This window comes from Sediminibacterium sp. C3 (assembly GCF_000508085.1).
Taxonomy (GTDB): Bacteria; Bacteroidota; Bacteroidia; order Chitinophagales; family Chitinophagaceae; genus Sediminibacterium.
The window spans coordinates 1,222,216-1,239,101 of the sequence record NZ_KI669560.1 but is presented as its reverse complement, the minus strand read 5'-3'; the positions used below and the strand labels follow the sequence as shown (position 1 = coordinate 1,239,101).

General features: G+C 39.7%; 17 protein-coding genes. 11 read left to right on the top strand and 6 right to left on the bottom strand.

Annotated elements, in window-relative coordinates; translation table 11 throughout:
* Positions 1-32: 32 nt before the first annotated feature.
* The 7 genes from F777_RS0105715 to F777_RS0105685 all read left to right on the top strand — a co-directional run bounded on the left by F777_RS0105715 (position 33) and on the right by F777_RS0105685 (position 6,836).
* Positions 33-2,465 (top strand): SLBB domain-containing protein, encoded by a 2,433-nt coding sequence (locus tag F777_RS0105715; RefSeq protein ID WP_081720473.1) that lies wholly within the window; start codon positions 33-35, stop codon positions 2,463-2,465.
* Positions 2,466-2,694: 229 nt separating this feature from the next.
* Positions 2,695-3,861: a type IX secretion system outer membrane channel protein PorV gene (gene porV, locus F777_RS0105710; protein ID WP_026751199.1), complete on the top strand. Its 1,167-nt coding sequence runs from the start codon at positions 2,695-2,697 to the stop codon at positions 3,859-3,861.
* A gap of 143 nt (positions 3,862-4,004) precedes the next feature.
* Positions 4,005-4,343 carry a type II toxin-antitoxin system RelE/ParE family toxin gene (locus F777_RS0105705; protein WP_026751198.1) on the top strand — a complete coding sequence of 113 codons (339 nt, stop codon included), beginning with the start codon at positions 4,005-4,007 and terminating at the stop codon, positions 4,341-4,343.
* Positions 4,344-4,347: 4 nt separating this feature from the next.
* The gene (locus tag F777_RS0105700) at positions 4,348-4,677 is read left to right on the top strand and encodes a helix-turn-helix transcriptional regulator (protein ID WP_173399626.1); all 330 of its coding nucleotides are present in this window, start codon (positions 4,348-4,350) and stop codon (positions 4,675-4,677) included.
* Between the two features lie 41 nt (positions 4,678-4,718).
* Positions 4,719-6,143 (top strand): UDP-N-acetylmuramoyl-tripeptide--D-alanyl-D-alanine ligase, encoded by a 1,425-nt coding sequence (gene murF / locus F777_RS0105695; RefSeq protein WP_026751196.1) that lies wholly within the window; start codon positions 4,719-4,721, stop codon positions 6,141-6,143.
* 40 nt (positions 6,144-6,183) lie between these two features.
* Entirely contained in the window at positions 6,184-6,426 is a 243-nt protein-coding gene (locus F777_RS0105690; protein WP_026751195.1) for a DUF6364 family protein, read from the top strand.
* Positions 6,423-6,836: a type II toxin-antitoxin system VapC family toxin gene (locus tag F777_RS0105685; RefSeq protein ID WP_026751194.1), complete on the top strand. Its 414-nt coding sequence runs from the start codon at positions 6,423-6,425 to the stop codon at positions 6,834-6,836. Before F777_RS0105690 ends, F777_RS0105685 begins: the two co-directional genes overlap by 4 nt.
* A gap of 36 nt (positions 6,837-6,872) precedes the next feature.
* On the opposite strand, the gene F777_RS0105680 is transcribed toward F777_RS0105685, so the two are convergent.
* The gene (locus tag F777_RS0105680; RefSeq protein WP_235785891.1) at positions 6,873-7,397 is read right to left on the bottom strand and encodes a DUF983 domain-containing protein; all 525 of its coding nucleotides are present in this window, start codon (positions 7,395-7,397) and stop codon (positions 6,873-6,875) included.
* A 46-nt stretch (positions 7,398-7,443) separates the two neighbouring features.
* On the opposite strand from F777_RS0105680, the gene F777_RS0105675 reads away from it, so the two are divergent.
* From F777_RS0105675 to F777_RS0105660, 4 genes are all read left to right on the top strand, one after another.
* Positions 7,444-7,686, top strand: coding sequence for a DUF6364 family protein (locus F777_RS0105675; protein WP_026751192.1), 243 nt, complete (start codon positions 7,444-7,446; stop codon positions 7,684-7,686).
* Positions 7,676-8,095, top strand: a complete 420-nt coding sequence (locus F777_RS0105670) for a type II toxin-antitoxin system VapC family toxin (protein WP_026751191.1) — start codon at positions 7,676-7,678, stop codon at positions 8,093-8,095. Before F777_RS0105675 ends, F777_RS0105670 begins: the two co-directional genes overlap by 11 nt.
* Before the next feature lie 266 nt (positions 8,096-8,361).
* Positions 8,362-8,652: a hypothetical protein gene (locus F777_RS0105665; RefSeq protein ID WP_026751190.1), complete on the top strand. Its 291-nt coding sequence runs from the start codon at positions 8,362-8,364 to the stop codon at positions 8,650-8,652.
* 9 nt (positions 8,653-8,661) lie between these two features.
* Positions 8,662-9,021 carry a type II toxin-antitoxin system PemK/MazF family toxin gene (locus F777_RS0105660; protein ID WP_026751189.1) on the top strand — a complete coding sequence of 120 codons (360 nt, stop codon included), beginning with the start codon at positions 8,662-8,664 and terminating at the stop codon, positions 9,019-9,021.
* A gap of 10 nt (positions 9,022-9,031) precedes the next feature.
* Here F777_RS0105660 and F777_RS0105655 read toward each other — a convergent pair whose 3' ends face one another.
* The 5 genes from F777_RS0105655 to F777_RS0105635 all read right to left on the bottom strand — a co-directional run bounded on the left by F777_RS0105655 (position 9,032) and on the right by F777_RS0105635 (position 16,847).
* Positions 9,032-9,637, bottom strand: a complete 606-nt coding sequence (locus F777_RS0105655) for a hypothetical protein (protein WP_026751188.1) — start codon at positions 9,635-9,637, stop codon at positions 9,032-9,034.
* Between the two features lie 183 nt (positions 9,638-9,820).
* On the bottom strand, positions 9,821-11,188 hold the full coding sequence (locus tag F777_RS0105650) for a hypothetical protein (protein WP_026751187.1): 1,368 nt from the start codon (positions 11,186-11,188) through the stop codon (positions 9,821-9,823).
* A 53-nt stretch (positions 11,189-11,241) separates the two neighbouring features.
* Complete coding sequence (locus F777_RS0105645; protein ID WP_026751186.1) at positions 11,242-14,043, bottom strand: outer membrane beta-barrel protein; 2,802 nt, start codon at positions 14,041-14,043, stop codon at positions 11,242-11,244.
* A 102-nt stretch (positions 14,044-14,145) separates the two neighbouring features.
* Entirely contained in the window at positions 14,146-15,732 is a 1,587-nt protein-coding gene (locus F777_RS0105640) for an LTA synthase family protein (RefSeq protein ID WP_026751185.1), read from the bottom strand.
* Between the two features lie 17 nt (positions 15,733-15,749).
* Positions 15,750-16,847 carry a Fic family protein gene (locus tag F777_RS0105635; RefSeq protein WP_026751184.1) on the bottom strand — a complete coding sequence of 366 codons (1,098 nt, stop codon included), beginning with the start codon at positions 16,845-16,847 and terminating at the stop codon, positions 15,750-15,752.
* Positions 16,848-16,886 lie beyond the last annotated feature (39 nt).

Sequence of the window (16,886 nt, the reverse complement as noted above, 5' to 3'; positions counted from 1 at the left end):
AACAAGTAAATAGTTAGTATAAAATAGTTCACATGAAGAAAATTTGGATGAAAGCTTTGTTGATGGGATTGTTCGTTTCCACAACACCCTTGGTTTTTGCACAGTTACCTACTATTCCACAGGTTTCCAGCATTGATATCAATGCCTTATCAGACGCACAGTTTCAGGCCTATTTACAACAAGCTCAGTTGAGCGGACTATCTGAAGCCGAACTGGAAGCAAAAGCCAAGGAAAGAGGTTTATCAGCTACCCAGATTGCACAGATCAAAGCGAGAATGGGTAGCATGGGAACAGTGGCTACAGGAACACAAAAAACAACAGGAGCGAATTACGAATCCAGAAAACCGGTAAACACTAAAAACGAGTTCAACGCTTTATCAAAAGATGGGTTACAGATTTTTGGATCCGAATTTTTCTCCAATGCCAACCTGACTTTTGAACCCAATATGCGTACCGCAACGCCCAGCAACTATGTATTGGGAGTAGATGATGAATTATCAATAGATATTTATGGTTTCTCTGAAAAGACTTCCAAATACAAAATTAATACAGAAGGGCAGATTCGTATCCCGAATATAGGCCCGGTGGTATTAGCTGGTTTAACCATTGAAGAAGCCAAAACCAAATTGAGAAACGTAATGGCCAAGACCTATCCGGGTTTAAAAACAGGCAATACTTTCTTACAGGTAAGCCTGGGGCAAATCAGAAGTATACGTGTTACTTTAATAGGAGAAGTAAAACAACCCGGAACTTATGAACTCTCTTCATTAGCTACCCTGGCCAATGCCTTATATGCATCGGGTGGTCCTGCTGCCAACGGTTCTTTCAGAAAAATCGATCTGATTCGTAACGGTAAAAAATTGGTCACCTTCGATTTGTATGATTTCTTATTGAACGGAGACTTGACCAAGAACCTTTTATTAAAAGACGACGATATCATTAAGGTCCATCCTTACGCGGTTCGTTTGTTTGTAAACGGTGCGGTGAAAAGACCCGCTATTTATGAATCAGAACCCAATGAAACCCTGGCTACCGTCATTGAAAAATACGCAGCTGGTTTTGCCGACTCTGCCAACAGAAATAAAATTACCATTCAGCGTTTTGGCGATTTAGGAAAATCCATCCTGAATGTTGAATACAATCAATTAAATAAATTTTCTATCAAGAGTTCGGATTCAGTGGTTGTAGGTGCTGTACCCAAACGCTTTGAGAACCGTGTAATTGCAGCTGGTGCCATTTATTACCCGAATAGTTATGCTGTTTCATCCTACCCTACTTTAGGTGCTTTAATCAAAGCGGCTCAGCTAAAAGAAAATGCTTATAAGGGAAGGGCTTTGTTGTTCAGAACCAATGAAACCAAAGACACTACGGTTACTGCGGTGAATCTGGATTCACCTGCTGACCAGGCTTTATCTTTACGAAACGATGACTCTTTGCATGTATACAGCAAAATAGAATTAAGAGAGTTGAGAACAGTTACCATTACTGGTGAATTAAATAATCCCGGCACTTTTGGTTATGCTGAAGGCATGCGCTTAGAAGATTTGATTCTATTAGGTGGGGGCTTAAAAGATCGTGCATCTTTAAAAGAAGTAGAAGTACTGCGCAGACTCCGCAAAGACCAAACTCTATCTGACACAGCAGCGTACAATACCATTTTCCGGTTTAATCTTTCTGATAGTCTAAAATTAACAACCAATCAGGGTGCGATTGAGTTAGAACCCTTCGATGTGGTTAACGTAAAGAACCTGCCACGTAACCAGGCTGCGGGTTCTGTAACAATTACAGGAGAAGTTCTATTCCCGGGAACTTACTTACTGAATACCAAAAAAGACCGCGTGAGTGATTTGTTCAAACGAGCGGGTGGGATTTTAGAATCTGGATCTTTGGGCTCTGCTTTCTTCCTGCGCAATACCTATCAGGAAGCCTTAAAAGGAGAAGTATTGGAAATTAAAAAGTCTTTATCTAAGCAATTGAGCACCGATACACTAACCAAGAAATTCCTGGATAGTGCTTTAACCAAAGAAAAAGTATTGTTAGCTGTTAACCTGCGTAATGCTATTGAGAATCCAGGTTCTGATGATGATATTTATTTGGAAGAAGGTGACTTAATTACCATTCCTAAAACACCTACTTCTGTACAAGCATTTGGTGGCGTGAACATTCAGAAAAAAGTACCGTATTACCGAGGCTTATCTGCTCGCAGATTAATCAGCGAATCAGGGGGGTTCTCTGAGAATGCGAATAAAAAAGGCACTTATGTGCTGTACCCGAACGGTAAAATTAAAACCGTTCACAACTATGTGTTCTTCAAAACCTATCCTAAGCTAACAGCAGGTGCGGAATTATATGTGCCGGTTCGTAAGAACAAGAAACCTTTGACAACAGCTGAAATCATGGGCTTAACCAGCAGCTTCGTGGGTATGGGTGCCTTGATTATTGGTATTATCAATGCAACTAAATAAGTAGAATCCTACCAACCAGTTGGTAGTTTCAAGCGCAATAAATGTCAATCGCATTTATTGCGCTTTTTTTATACAACAATTTGCAGTTTATTCGTATCATTGTATAGCAGTTCCCCACTGCGCCACTAAATAAACCGAATGGCATAATTTCTACGCTAAAATTTCGTTTTCGTTTTAATCATTGTTTTTGTGCCTTGTTGTGCAATGACAGATATTCAATTATTTGATTATGAAAAATGCATCAAAAAAACTATGCGTATCAGCGTTATTGTGTTTGGGCCTTGCTGCTGCTTTGCCTACAGTTACAATAGCGCAAGCAGATTCCATTAATATTGTTTCTACGGCCGTTCCGTTTTTACGCATTTCTCCAGATGCACGTGCGGGTGGTATGGGAGATGCAGCCATTGCTACCAATCCCGATGCCAACGCTCCTTTCTGGAACTTAGCAAAGACAGCTTTTGCAGAAAAGCGCTCTGCCGTGGCATTGAACTATACCCCCTGGTTACGCGACCTGGGATTAAACGATGTATATTTAGCCAGTGCGGCTGCTTATAAAAAGATTGACGACTATTCAGTGATTTCCGGATCCATGCGCTTTTTTAGCCTGGGTAATATTCAGTTAACCGACTTCTCTGGTAACGTGTTAAATACGGTTCGCCCTACCGAGTTCTCCATAGACGGAGGCTATACCCGTGTATTGAACGACAAGCTAAGCCTGGCTGTGGCATTACGTTATATCAATTCTCGCTTGGTGGTAGGTGATGTTGGTACTGGTGTGGTGTACAAAGCGGGTAACGCATTGGCTGGGGATGTTTCCCTGTTTTACAACGGCCGCGACGTAGATGGTCAGGGTTTAAATTTTGGCCTAGTCCTTTCTAACTTGGGTACCAAAGTAGGCTATACCAACGATGCTCGTAACAAAGACTTTTTACCCGCCAATTTAGGTCTGGGTATGTCTTATACCAAAGTAATGAGTGAAGGCAATAGCATTAGCTTTGCCCTGGATGTAAATAAATTATTGGTGCCGATGGCTCCTACTACTACAGGTATTTTTGCAACCGACTCTGCCGCTTTGGCCAATTACAGAAATACTTCTGTGGTTAGTTCCTGGATGAAATCTTTCTCTGATGGCAGCAGCCTTAGCAAGAGCTTCCAGATTTCTGCAGGTATGGAATACAATTACAACAACCAGTTCAAACTGCGTGCAGGTTATTTCTACGAAGACAAAACCAGAGGCAATCGCCGCTACTTCACAGCTGGCGCAGGTTTCAACGCCAAGTTCATGGAGATCAACGTGTCTTACTTAGTACCTTCTGGTTCTGGTGTAACACGTAATCCATTATCCAACACTTTGCGTTTGGGATTGGTCTTTAACCTGAGTAACGACGAGTTCTAAAGGTTTTACGACACAACGAATACAAAAAAAGTAAATATTGCGATCGCCCCGAATTTTTTCGGGGCGATCGCAATTTATACCAATCAACTAATTTTTTAATAGTTTCTTTATAAGGAAACCCTATATTTGACTAAAATTATTAGATGGTTGAACGATTTAAGGTTGAATTTCTTCCTGATGCGGTCGATTTTATGGAGGGGCTAGATTGGAAATCAAGAGAAAAAATCTATTCTAACATTAGAAAATCACAATACTTGACTGATTCAACTTTATTTAAAAAACTTAATGACAATATTTGGGAATTTAGGACTTTATATAATAGAACTTACTATAGAATTTTCGCATTTTGGGATAATATAGATGGGAAGCAAACATTGGTTTTAGCTACCCACGGACTTAAAAAGAAAACAGGAAAAACACCAACAAAAGATTTAGAAAAAGCAGAAAGAATTAGAAATAAATATTTCGCTGAAAAAAACTAAACATATGCAAACCAAGAAAAAAATAAAAACGGTTTCATTGGAAACAATGATTGACAAGCATATTGGAAAAATTGGAACGGAATCAAGAAATAATTTTGAACAAGAATTAAAACTTGAGTTACTGGGATATGCAATTAAAGAAGCTAGACTTCACCACAACCTAACACAAGAGCAATTAGGGAAACTAGTTGGTGTTCAGAAAGCGCAGATATCCAAACTAGAAAATAACTTCACAAATGCAAGATTTGATACTGTTTTAAAAGTATTTAATGCATTAGATGCAAAAGTTAATTTTAAAGTTAAACTATCCAATAAAAAGCTTTCTGTCGCCTAATAATTTGTCAAATAATAACTTAAAAGTGCAATTATTAGTTAATGTTCATAGAAGAAATTTATAAGATTTATTTAAAACATCCCTCTATTCAGACTGATACCCGGAAGTTGAAAGAAGATGATTTTTTCGTAGCTCTGAAGGGCCCCAATTTCAATGGAAATAAATTTGCCCTACAGGCATTGACCAATGGGGCGGCTTATGCACTCATTGATGAAATGCCCATAGAGAGTGAACGCATTGCCGCAGAATTGTCCGAGCCGGGAATTGGGAAGCGGCTCCTCCTGGTTGATGATGCTTTAACTTCCTTACAGCAACTGGCGAAACATCATCGCGAGCAGTTGAATATTCCTTTTATTGCCATTACAGGCAGCAACGGTAAAACCACCAGCAAGGAATTGATTTATGCGGTGCTGGCTTCTCATTTTAAAACCTATACCACACAGGGAAATTTAAACAACCATATTGGTGTACCCCTTACGATACTAAGCATTCGCAAAGATGCGGAAATGGCCGTGATTGAAATGGGTGCCAATCACCAGAAAGAAATTGAAAGCTATTGTTCCTATACCCTGCCTACCCATGGCGTTATTACCAATTGCGGCAAAGCGCATTTAGAAGGGTTTGGAGGGATTGAAGGCGTAAGAAAAGGCAAGGGCGAACTCTATCAGTTTCTGCGGGATCACAACGGCACTGCCTTTGTATACGCCGACTACGATTACCTGCAGCCCATGAGTGCTGGCATTGCCAATATTATACAATACGGTCACAACAAGGGTTTGGTGCAAGGGAGGATTGAAGCTTCCGAACCTTTTTTAACGGTGGCGGTAACGGCGGGGCTGGACTCAGTTGACACAGGCGCCGATTCCTCAACCACAGCACCGCAACAAGGGATTAAACAGGCTTCGCAAGACAATAAAACGCTAAATAATCCAATCCTAATAAAATCACAACTCGTTGGCGATTACAATTTGCCCAATATTTTATGCGCACTAACCATCGGCAAATTCTTCGGCGTACCCACAGCTAAGATGATCAAAGCCATTGAAGATTACGCTCCTTCCAATTCCCGTTCTCAGTTGATTGAGCAGGGAACCAATCATATTATTCTGGATGCCTATAACGCCAACCCAAGTAGTATGAAAGTGGCCATTGAAAACTTTGCCCGCATTCACGCCAATCGCAAGATTTTATTATTAGGCGGCATGATGGAACTGGGAGCAGAAAGCATTGTGGAACACAAAGCCCTGGTAGAACTGATTGCCTCCCTGGGTTTCAAGGAAGTAGTGCTGGTTGGCGGAGACTTTATCTACACAAAAGATTTGTTCACCCAATATACCAATGCGAATTTCATATACAAGGACAATGCCTTGGAAGCCCGTGAATGGCTACAACAGCTGAATCCACAGGATAGCTATATTTTAGTAAAGGGCTCTCGGTCTATGAAAATGGAGCAGGTGATTCAATAATTCAAACTTTACACGTATATTTGAAATAAATACACGTACAATGACTACCAAACTCACACTAACAGTTGAAAAAGAAGTGATTGAGAGAGCTAAATCCTATGCAAAGAATTCAGGAAGAAGCTTGTCTGAATTGGTAGAAAAATACCTGGATAGCATTACGCAAGAAAAAACAGAACAAAAAATTTCACCAAAACTAAAAAAGCTTGTGGGTATAGTAAAACTACCTAAAGACTTTGATGAAAAGAAAGAATACCTTTCCTATCTGGAGAAAAAGCATTTATGAGAAATCTTTTTTTAGACACAAATATTTTGGTGGACTTACTGGCAGACAGAAAACCATTTAGCAAGTTTGCCATGGAAATATTTTCAGCTGCTGAAAACAAGCAAGTTATTCTTTATACCTCCTCGCATTCAATAGCAACATCTTACTATTTATTAAAAAAGTTTTTAGAAGATAAGTTACTCAGGGAAGCACTTTCTGGTTTGATTGAATATGTAAAAGTGATACCCATAGACAGTTCAATGATTAACAAAGGACTAAAATCAAAGCAAAGAGATTTCGAAGATGCTTTACAATTGTATGCTGCCTGCAGTATTCAGAGAATGGACTGTATCGTAACTAGAAATATCAAAGATTTCAAAGGAAGTGAAATTCCAGCACTTTCTCCAGATGAAATCTGTGCTAAGCTTTAGTTTGAAGTACTTAATCTACTCAAACGAAAATCTGGCTTACCAATTCGCAAACTGATCCTTATTGATTCTCTCAGGCGCTTTTAAAGGCTTCTCTTTCCAGTTGGGCTCATATTTCACAAACCAGCTTAACCAAAGGCTTCTGGCCAGTCGCATCAATACGGGTTGTAGTAGTAACAAGATGGCAATATTGGTTCCCATCCAGTAAAAGATGCGGTTATCATCAATATCGAAAGTCATTCCGATTAATACTTTCCAGGCTACAAATGTGCTCACAGTTAAAGCAACAGAAAGGGCATAGCTTACATAGCCAGTGCCATAGTAGAATCCAACTTCAATCTCAGTGGGCTGATGACAAACCGGACAGGTCTCGTGCATTTCGGTAGCACTACCCTTTAGTCCATACGCAGATTTACGAACGAATAACTCCCCTTCCCGGCATCTTGGGCACTTATTGGAAAGGGCACTCACTAAATAGGTTTTCTTAAGATCCATACTATACAAAGGTACCGAAATTATCCGGAGGACTTGTGTAACAAAAGTTGAATAAGTATTTATACGCATTATTTAATTTTATGCGCATTTTATTGATTTTACTTATATTTACCTAATGAAAGCCAGATTAAATATAACCATTGACAATGCAGTATTGGAAGATGCAAAAGCATATGCGACTAAACAAAATAGAAGTGTATCTGACCTGGTTGAAACTTATTTTAAAAAAATAACCAAACCAGCTAAACGAAAATCTATATTAGACTTGGTTGAAAAATTAGAAAAACCAGATATTCCACATGATGCAGATTTAAAAGAACTTTACTATAAAGAAAACGCAAAGAAATATGGCTTCTAAAGTATTTCTTGATGCAAATATCTTGTTAGATATCACAATGAAAAGATCGGACTTTGCTCAATCTGGGAAAATAGTCTCATTAGCAGTAGAGGGAACAATAGAAGCATATATTACGCCCTCAATTGTACATATATTAGCTTATTGGCTTACGAAGGCATACGGGAATACGAAAGCTAAAGAACTAATACTTACTATCCTAACAGATGTTACAGTTATAGATATTCCACATGAAATTGTGGTAAATGCACTGCATTCTAAACTAACTGATATAGAAGATGCATTGCAATACTTTACAGCGATGCACTACAATATAGACTACTTTATCTCTAGAGATAAAAATTTGCAAAAACAAAGCAGTCCTACCTTACCCGTTTATACCCCTAAAGAATTCTTAGAAGAAATTTCATAACTCCAACAGGTTTAAAAATTCGCTTCTTACGTATAAATACACATACAGAAAGCTTTTATCAGTATTAACTTTCTTCTCCAATAGATATCAATAAAAGAATTTAGGGGGGGGTAAAATGGTCCTTGCGAATTGGGAAAATGTCTCAAAAGATATACCAATCGAATATGTTCACAAGAATTGAACCTTTAAAATGGTAGCAAATAAACCCTGTGATATACTATTGATATATTTTTTGTCAAATTTTCAAAAACGAAACATAAGTGTCCATGGCTAGATTTAAACCCGACTTTGAAGAAGTTCCTCCATCCAAGATGATTCCAGTTTCGCTGAAACTAAACCCAACCGTTTTGGACAATATGGAAGCAGTTAGAGAAAGACTAAAAATCAACAGAAACAATTACATCAATCTAGCCATTGACGCTTTCAATCATTACCAGCGTTATAAAATGGTAAAAGATCAAATTGCATTCGAGAACTTTGAAACAACCCCCTATTATAGATTTATTATAAAGGAATTGGAGGAACTAAATACGATTACGCTAACACAGGAGTTCTAAAAAAAGTATATGAAAACCTACGAGTGGCCTAACTATGTACAAGTCGCTAAGCAGTATGAAATCTGGGCAGTGGAATGGAGGAATAATCCCCAAAATATTAAGCTAGTAGTAATTGTTCAAAGCGATTACATGAATACCAAAAATCCTGTATCTGCTTTAGTCTGCCCCTTATCTAAAATGTTCACACCGCGTTGCTTTGTATTGCGCATGAGCACATATGTTTACGATTTTGGAGAATTCACCGTACTTATAGACCAAGTAACCGCTATAAATACCGAGGCACTGATAAAAAAAGTAGGTGAATTAGACTTTGAAGAAAAAAGGAAACTTAGGCGAAACTTAGCCCTGGTTATGGGATTTATGATTTAAAACAGTTTAATTAATTCACCTCTGCTACTGGCTTCTTGGCCATTGGTTTAAGTTTGTTTAGCAAAGCAGCAATTTCTGAATCTACTGGAACGTAGTAAAAGCCCCCATCTTTTATAAAATATAAGAATGCACAGTTTTCATTTTTATTTGAAACTGACGCATTGTTTGCTGAAGTTTTTGACCCGGTATTAAAATAAACTGTCTTTAACTCCTGCTCTCCTTTAAAGAAAAACATTTTTCCTTCTGAACGGCAATTCATGACTTCATTGCGCAAAACAAAAAGCTTGTCAAGATTTTGGAGTAAAGGATTTACAATGGTTGTATCACCCGAATTATAGTGCTTGAAAAAGCGAGTGTATCGCAAGGAATCTTTTCCGTAGGGATCTGTAAAGAATAAAATTTGCACACTATCTGCTCCGCGAAGACCTGCAATTTCAATTGCTGTTTGGGTGGCAGGGGCTTGGTGGTTTCGCAGCGTAGAATCCTTACTAGCATCACTGCCTGCAGCCTTATCAGCGCCTCCGCTATTACAGCCAGTTATAATCCCCATGGCCACAAAACATATTGTTTCAAAAACAAAAATGCGCGAAAAAAAATGCTTGAAGTATATGCTCATTACTATTGGTATATTTTTTTAGCAAATTTACAAATTCGACACAAGACCTCCCCCCTGATTTCCGCGGCGACCTCCGCGCCGAGCGGAGCCAAAAAAAGAGTCCCATAGAAATGGGACCCGTACTTAACTTAAACTGTTATAAAACGCCAATTAAAATATGAGTTGCGGCTGGGCCGCAGAAAACTAGTATGTGTTGGTTTGTGGGGTAAAGCTTGCCCAACCATTTAACCAGTTGGAAGTTCCAAATGCACCACGATATGCTACTGCTGTAAAGAATGCGTCAGCACCTGTAAAGCTGGCTCCTGTTAATGCTGGTGAACCAGTCATTGGTAAATAATTCGGCGCATCTACATTAAACGGAGCAGTCAACATAATATCTGCTGCATTCGTGTAAGTGATACCACCATTGGTTTCTGCCTTGGTTTTCACTTGTGCAGCGGTGATAATCCCACCCGCTGAAGCGTCTACTTTATATGCATCGGCTAAAGCATGTACCAGGTTATTTCTAAATTCAGATGAATCGTTGTTGAATGCAGTTCCGGTTAAAGCAGATTCCATAGAGAATCCACCTTTAGGGAAGCCCATCATAATTGAGTTGCGTACTGAGAAACGTACTGCTCTTCTCCATCTGTTACCAAAATTTTCATTGGCCTGAGTATTCGGTGCACCATTGGAACCAATCCAGGTAAAGTTGCTCAACTCCGGACGTGTAAAAGGTCTTGTGGATGTACCAGATCCATCGTTATCGGCTTCTACGCCATTACCCGCATCGGTATCGCCAATTTCAGGACGACGCTGTGCTACAGCAAACTGAATTTTACCAGTATAGCCAAAATCAAAATCGTAATCATCATCTGACGTTGCATAAGACACCAGGTATTTTGCATTTACGGTACCACCGAAAAACTCATACGCATCATCGTTTCCGTAAGAAACCTGGATATATTCAAGTGTAGTGCCTGAACCAACACCCCCCAGTGTTAGCCCATTAATTTCGCTTCCAGGTTCTGCGGCGATTCCTGCGAATTCAATACGCACATAACGCATTGTTCCAGAGTTATCGTTTGCTGTGGTACCGCCATATCTTCTGTCTACTCCACCTTCAACTAAAGGAGCAGGTGATAAAGGTCTGTTGGTTGGTGCATTACCTAACAAGATAACGCCACCCCAGTCTCCACGTAATCTGGATCCTGCTGCCTTACCGGAGGTAAATACAATGGGGTTACTCGCTGTTCCGTTCGCTTCAATCTTTGCACCTCTTTCAATAATCAGCGCACCCTTCTGTGAAATATCACTTTTTAAAATGGTTCCTGCAGGAATGGTTAAAGTAGCTCCCTGCTGAAAGTACACATATCCCTGAATGGTATACGTACCACCCGTTAAAGTAATGCTTCTTTCATAAGAACCTTTTAAGATTCTGGTGGTGTTGGGATCGTCCGAATTGGCACCTGTTCCGGTGTTGGCAATGGGATCTTCAAAGTTTACTTTCACGCAAGAAGTTGCGGTTAGCGCTAAGGCTCCTGCGATAAAAATTTGAGTAAGCTTTTTCATTTGTTTGGTTTTAAGATTTTTTATTCTCAGTTGTTGAAATTGTCGCGTTTGAACTACTTTTTAAAATTGATATCGTAGCTGAATGATACGGTTACGGTTGTTCCAGGTCTGTATGCATAGTTGATTCTGTCCCCTGCAGCATAACTGAATCCAGGCTTGCTGTCTGCATTATCGTAGAAGGCAAACTGGTTATTGAAAATATCAGATACAGTAAGTTTAAACTCACCAGCATTGTTCAATACTTTCTTAGACACTTGTACATCTAACAGGTTTCTGCTCTTTTCATAGATATCATAGAAACCAGCTCCATCTGGATCTCCTACCAACGACAATCTTGGTCCCTGTCTGTTGTATAAAATAGAAGCATTGAATCCTTTTTCTGTATTCGTGTACTGGAAGCCAGCATTAATTAAGTAAGGAGACTGACCAAATAAAGGTCTGTTCTGTGTGGTTTCCTTTCCGCTTGCCTGGGTAGAATTCAATTTTACAGTAGATTGTAATACGGTTACGTTACCTATGAAAGTGAAGTCTTTTAACTTGTCACTTACAAAGTCCATTCCTTTTCTAATTTCTACCTCTGCTCCTACTAAGGTTGCTGAAGCTGCATTGGTATAGCTGAACAACCAACGGTCTGCGTTACTTCCTCCGTCCATTCTTAACTCAATTGGATCGGTGAATTTCTTGGTGAACACCCCTACTGAAATCATTTCACCAGACTTAGGATAGTATTCGTAACGGATATCTGCATTGAAAATCTTGGTTCTTCTTAAAGATGTTTCTCCGCCAATACCCCAGATGCTTTCGTAATCGAAGAACTGGAAGGGTGCAATCTCACGGAACTCAGGACGGGCAACGGTTTGAGATACCGCAAAACGAATCTGGTGTTGGTTATTGAAACTATTGGTAATATTCAAAGAAGGTAAGAAATCCCACTTCTGCGTATTCACTCTTACTCTGTTCAAAGCAAGGTCACGGCTGCTTAGGAATTGCTCAAAGAATTCTGCTCTGGCTCCCCAGATCACTCTTAAACTATTGCTCAATTTATTGTCGAACATTAAGTATCCGCTGTTCAAGGCTGAAATACCAAAATAACGGTCTGTATTTTGAGTTTGCTCTTCCAGCAATAAACCATTGGAGTTGATATTGCTACTTAAGAACATTTTGTCGTAAGGGATGGTTAAGTCCGCATTGTTTCCAACAGGTCTGTAACGGAAAACACGGGCATTGAAATCACGGAAACGCAGCAAAGTAGAGCCTCCTAGTTTCATCGTCTGCTTGATTCCCCCCATATTGAATGGAACAATCAATGTACCATTTAAACCTGTAGCGTAATCTTTTAGCTCAGAGAAAAATCTTCTGGTATCATCATCGTCTAAAGTATAGGCACCAGTGGTTGCACCCAGGTTACGGGTATACTGAGCCGTTCTGAAATCGGGCTGTGATTTGCTGTTGAAAGAACCGTTGGCATTCCAGATAAACTTGATACCGCGGCTGCTGCTTAACAAATGTTCTCCTTCGATCTGGCTGCTCACCAACAAACGCTGGTTTAAGAAGTTTGAACGCAGGGATACATTTTGCAAACGACCTATATTTTCTACATTTCTGTTTAAGTAATTCTCTTCGTACACCTGGTTCAGAATATTTCTGAAAGAGATTTTAGTTGCCCCCTTCATATAAGTGAAGTTGGCCATTACACCCAAGTTGGTTGAATAACGATTCTGTACTTCAGAACCAGTGAAAATGGGGGTTCTTACTTTTTCGAAACGACCTCTTTCCACATCATCATAAATAATAGAAGCATTTCTGTAGTAAACAGAGATGATAGATCCCAATTTGGCTTCGTTCTTGAAAGTCTTGGTATTAGACCATGCTAAGTTTACGGTGCGGATAGGCGCTGCTGTATTTACTCTTTCACCGTATGCATTACCGTCAAAGTCTTTGCTGATGGCAATTTTCTCATTATCGGTCAAGCCTCTGTAAGTAACCGTATTTGGCATGCTGGCTGGCAGGTTTCTGCCACCGCCATCAAAACCCAACCAGGCTGTATTGCTGCGCATATTACCAGTGAAGCTCTTGAAAGTACTTTGAGAGTTGTATCCCAAAGAAACGGTAACGTTCAATTGATTCTTAGTGGGGATATCGCGGGTATTCACCTGCACCAATCCACCTGCGAATTCACCGGGCAAATCAGGCGTAGCGGTTTTGTTGATAATGATATTATCAATCATGGCCGCTGGAATAATGTCGAATGAAAATGCTTTTTTATCCGGCTCTGAACTGGGCATTAAAGCATTGTTCAACAAAGCCTGGTTGTAACGATCGCTTAATCCGCGAACCACCACAAATTTATTGTCCTGGATAGAAGCACCACTCACACGCTTTAATACGTCTGAAGTATTTCTATCGGGTGTTCTTCTGATGAAGTCTGCCGCCAATCCACTCGACATGGCTGTGTTGGTTTTTTGAAACACAATCATGGCATTGGAACTTTCTTTACGGGCAGAGGAACGAACCACTACTTCTGTAGTGGTGGTTTTTAAATCTAATACTACGTTTAAGTCATTGGCTTCAATGCCTTCTTTGGCTTCGATGTCTTCCAATACTTTGGTTTGATAACCTACTCTTGAAAAAGTCAGGGTGTATTTTCCTGGCTTTACCGAAATGCTGAAACGACCTTCTACATCGGCGGCTACGGTTCTACTAGTGGGTCCTTCTAATTTGATAGAAGTTCCTGATAAGGTTTCGTTGGTGGCGGAGATTACTTTACCGTTGATTCTGGCCTGTGAAAACACTGCTGAAGCCAGAATAGTGAAGAAAAAGGTAAAAAATAATCTGATTGCCGGGGGTTGTTGCATCACTTGAATATTTTATGATGCAAAAGTATCAGCGCAGTGTTACCTCAATGTTACGCCATTGTTACGCAATTGTTACGGCATTGTTACCAAATTGTTACCTCGCTATTTTTTGCGCCGGATAATTAGGAAGGGCACGGTTTTCATATTATATAGGCCGCGGGTCCGGAAATCGGGGTTGGCGTGGTCGCCAATGATGAGGATGCGGTCGAAGGGGGTGGCGGCGGTTGTGGCGTTGGCGCTGACTGTGGCGGGTTGGCTGGGCGTGGATTCTGCGAGGCGTTTGAAGGTATGGTCGATAATAGAGGCAATCCGGTAAAACTGGTCGAATGCCTGCTGGTTCTCTTTAAAGCTTTTAAAAAGTTGGCCCTTTACCTTGTAATAAAATCTGCCATCGATATTGTTATTTACATCCAGTCGAAATGGAGTATGCGTATTAATGGTCAGCGCATAGGCAAATACTTTTTCGTAGCGCTTGCTCTCGTTAAGAATACTGTCAATCATATTCTCATCAAAGACCGCTTTATAAGTATTCTCTTTGTTGTCGGGATAATGTTTGCTGAGTTCCTCGTAATAAAAACGGCTCTTGAAACCCAGTGCTCTGCGGAATCCTTCTGCATTGCTGGAGTTGCTGCCGTACTGTTTAGCCGCAGTGAATCCGGCAATGGTATGATACCCATGCTGATTTTTATATTCGGTAATATTATGCGTAGGTTTTACTCCATGTTCTAAAAATGCGCGATAAGATTCCTCGTCGTTCATGTTCAGCATTTCACGTCCTTCCGCCGAACTGGTATTGCCATGAAAGCAAGTGCGGCCCATTTCTAAAGTATAGTTACTGGTAAGCGCTGCCCCATGTCGGTTGAACAAATTGCGGATATGGTTCATCAGCTTCTCCTGTTCACCGGGCTCTGCCAGTTCTCCCCAACTTTCCATCAGCAATAAAAAATCTTTCTTGGCATTGGTATCGTAAAGGTATTGCATGGAGGGAGCCATACTGGCGGTTAACCCATCGCTGGCCGTGTCACAGGCATAGGGCGTAATGGATTTTTTTCCCTTGGCGTATTTGTTATAGTCTTTTTGTATTTGAGCAATATTGTTGTTACCGATATAACTGATGATCAGCTTACGCCAGGGAACAAAGGGCTCATTGGAAGCATCATCTGCCACCGATGATTTTTTTGTGGCACTCGAAGAAGTATTGGATTTGGATAATGGAATGGCGCGGGCGGATAAAAACTCCGCAGGGGGCGCCACAAACTCTGCTATCAGCAAGAGTCCTGCAAATACAGGCACCACATAAACCTGTCTGCCCATGCTTTTCATCAGCTTTACCTGTAACCATACGATACCGGTAATTAACGCAGCTACCATCAACAAGTAAACAAATGCAATGATAAAATTGCCCGGACTTAAAAAGATATAGTTCATCCGCGCATAAAAGTTGAACATATTAAAGAAGAACAACTGTGGCACGAGTACAATGGCATAAATAGCCAGGGATATATATTGCAGAATATAAAACCATCGGTAATTGCTGGTAAACAAAAGTAATCCGCAATTGATAATGAAAATAAAGCTGAGATTAACAACCACTTCAGGATGTCCCAGTATCAATTGCGGTGCCTGTTCAATCAGTATTTGAATGGCTAACAGTAAAATCAGTTTGAATATGGCAGAAAGGACTTGCAAGTTTTTACGAGTTTTGGTTAAAGAAAATTACTGGTTAAGATTTCCATCAATCGATAATTGATGTAATAGGTTGTTCTTCCCATTTTTTGTGGTCTCAATAAATTGGCTTCTGTGAGCTTCTTTAACCAAGTTGAAGCAGTTTGTCTGTGTGCAATTTCATTATTTACAATTGAATCTATTTTTAAGTAGGGTAAAGTAAACATCAACTGAAGTAATTCATAACTAAATGAAGACCCTAAGGCAACTTTCATTTGAGTTTCATAATCACTCTTTAATGAAAGTATTGATTTTATTTTTTTTGTAGTGAGTTGTGTTGTTTCAATTAAAGCTGTTAGCATATACATGATCCAATCGTTCCAATTTTCTTTTTCAGTAACGGATCTTAATAGCTGATAATAATCTGCTTTATGTTTTACGATATATGAACTCAGGTAAAGTACAGGTTGTGTTAATAAGTCTTGCTGTACAAGATATAATGCATTTAAGATTCTACCCGTTCTGCCATTTCCATCAGCAAATGGGTGAATTGCTTCAAACTGGTAATGAATTAAAGCCATTTTAATCAGAGGATCTAATGTAGATAATACCGGGTCATTGATGAATTGTTCCAATGCACTTAACTTTTCAATTATCACATCTTCACAACAAGGCGGAGTATAAACTATTTCTCCGTTTATAGCATTTTTTAAAGCAGTCCCGGGTATAGTTCTAATTCCAGCATTATTTTGCTTGATGGTTTGAACTATTTCTACCATGGTATTGGTAAGTAAAAGATTTTTTTGATCACGCATTCTTTTCAATCCCACATACAAAGCCTCTTTGTAACTTAATACCTCTTTTGCCCCTGGATTTGCCGTACCATCTTCTGCTGCAGCTTTATACAATTCGTCTTGTGTTGTAACAATATTTTCAATTGCAGAACTTTCTTTACTCTCTTGTAGTATAATTGTATTGATAAGTATTTGGGAATCTGGCAAAGACGCACAAAGGCCATTCAGCTCTCCCAAATAACGAGCAGCTTTAGCTAGTTGTCTTAATATTTCGGGCGATTCAACAAAGCCCAAAGGAGGCAAATTGGGTAATTCGTTGAAAGGCGTATTTCTATCAAAAGCCATAATGATGAATTTTGGCGAAAATTTCAACATCAACCCAAA

Coding starts and splice junctions, on each gene's coding strand:
- F777_RS0105715 (WP_081720473.1), top strand. CDS start 33: ATGAAGAAAATTTGGATGAAAGCTTTGTTGATGGGATTGTTCGTTTCC.
- porV (WP_026751199.1), top strand. CDS start 2,695: ATGAAAAATGCATCAAAAAAACTATGCGTATCAGCGTTATTGTGTTTG.
- F777_RS0105705 (WP_026751198.1), top strand. CDS start 4,005: ATGGTTGAACGATTTAAGGTTGAATTTCTTCCTGATGCGGTCGATTTT.
- F777_RS0105700 (WP_173399626.1), top strand. CDS start 4,348: ATGCAAACCAAGAAAAAAATAAAAACGGTTTCATTGGAAACAATGATT.
- murF (WP_026751196.1), top strand. CDS start 4,719: ATGTTCATAGAAGAAATTTATAAGATTTATTTAAAACATCCCTCTATT.
- F777_RS0105690 (WP_026751195.1), top strand. CDS start 6,184: ATGACTACCAAACTCACACTAACAGTTGAAAAAGAAGTGATTGAGAGA.
- F777_RS0105685 (WP_026751194.1), top strand. CDS start 6,423: ATGAGAAATCTTTTTTTAGACACAAATATTTTGGTGGACTTACTGGCA.
- F777_RS0105680 (WP_235785891.1), bottom strand. CDS start 7,397: ATGCGTATAAATACTTATTCAACTTTTGTTACACAAGTCCTCCGGATA.
- F777_RS0105675 (WP_026751192.1), top strand. CDS start 7,444: ATGAAAGCCAGATTAAATATAACCATTGACAATGCAGTATTGGAAGAT.
- F777_RS0105670 (WP_026751191.1), top strand. CDS start 7,676: ATGGCTTCTAAAGTATTTCTTGATGCAAATATCTTGTTAGATATCACA.
- F777_RS0105665 (WP_026751190.1), top strand. CDS start 8,362: ATGGCTAGATTTAAACCCGACTTTGAAGAAGTTCCTCCATCCAAGATG.
- F777_RS0105660 (WP_026751189.1), top strand. CDS start 8,662: ATGAAAACCTACGAGTGGCCTAACTATGTACAAGTCGCTAAGCAGTAT.
- F777_RS0105655 (WP_026751188.1), bottom strand. CDS start 9,637: ATGAGCATATACTTCAAGCATTTTTTTTCGCGCATTTTTGTTTTTGAA.
- F777_RS0105650 (WP_026751187.1), bottom strand. CDS start 11,188: ATGAAAAAGCTTACTCAAATTTTTATCGCAGGAGCCTTAGCGCTAACC.
- F777_RS0105645 (WP_026751186.1), bottom strand. CDS start 14,043: ATGCAACAACCCCCGGCAATCAGATTATTTTTTACCTTTTTCTTCACT.
- F777_RS0105635 (WP_026751184.1), bottom strand. CDS start 16,847: ATGGCTTTTGATAGAAATACGCCTTTCAACGAATTACCCAATTTGCCT.